This is a genomic window from Clostridium oryzae, from assembly GCF_002029235.1.
Classification (GTDB): domain Bacteria; phylum Bacillota; class Clostridia; order Clostridiales; family Clostridiaceae; genus Clostridium_AE; species Clostridium_AE oryzae.
In genome coordinates, this window is sequence record NZ_MZGV01000162.1 from 1 (window position 1) to 1145 (window position 1145).

Sequence of the window (1145 nt, forward strand, 5' to 3'; positions counted from 1 at the left end):
GTTAGTGTAAAGTTTTTTACACTATTCTTTTAAAAATTTCTTTATATATCAAGGGTTACAGAGTTTTTTTGTATAAAAAAAACAATGACCCCCAATTTCATGTTATAATTGAATCTCTAACCAAACAAAAATAACAAGAAAGGTTGTCATTGTATGGATTCAATTATAACTTATTTACTTTTATATAATCAATATCTTTTAAAAACTATTTTTCAACTTGTTTTATTTATTGCTAAACATATTCCTCTTAAGCAATGGGCTTTCGAGGATTCTAACAGCCCAGAATATCAGAAGTTTAAGGTTGACAAGCTGCCTAAGATTCTTCGCTTTGAGAAGGTAGATTACCAGCTTCTTTTAGCTTACTATAAATACAAGTACAACAAGCTTCTTAAGCCCATTAACCGCCGTAATGGTAAGTCTATTTCTGAGAGTATCATTTGTCCTAAGTGTGGTGCTCCTCATGAGTACATTTATGATAATAATGGTTCTAAAGGACAATACCAGTGCAAAGTTTGTGGACAGACCTTTCATGAGTCTAATCATGTTACTAAACCTGTGGTTTTTGTTTGCCCTTATTGTGGTCGTACTCTTGACCCTAAAAAGGATCGTAAGCATTTTCGTGTCCATAAATGTGTTAATCCTAAGTGCTCTTATTATCTCAAAAATCTCTCTAAGCTTCCCAAGGATTTATCTCCTGCTGACAAGCATAAATACAAGCTTCACTACATCTACCGTGAATTTACTGTGGATTTTTTTAAGATGGACTTAAATTCTCTTCCTGCTAGAGCTATCAATTTTAGTTTTAAGAAGTTTAATCCTCATATTATGGGCCTTTGTCTTACTTACCATGTTAATCTCAAACTCTCTACTAGACAGACTTCTCATGCTCTTGAAGAAGTTCATGGTATTAAGATTTCTCACACTATGGTTGCTCACTATGCAACCACTGCAGCTGCTGTTATTAAACCATTTGTTGATAATTTTGACTATAAACCTTCTAACATTCTTTCAGCTGATGAAACATACATTAAGGTCAAGGGTATTAAGCATTACGTTTGGTTTATCATGGACACCTGTAAGAAGTCTATCCTTGGCTACCAAGTCTCTGATAACCGCTCTGTTGGACCTTGTATTCTTGCTATGCG

The 1145-nt window shown here is 34.0% G+C and carries 1 protein-coding gene; it reads left to right on the top strand.

Annotated features, from left to right (window positions below; all coding sequences use genetic code 11):
* Positions 1–153: 153 nt before the first annotated feature.
* Positions 154–1145: IS66 family transposase (locus CLORY_RS22845; RefSeq protein ID WP_079428895.1), on the top strand; the 992-nt coding region annotated here is incomplete at its 3' end.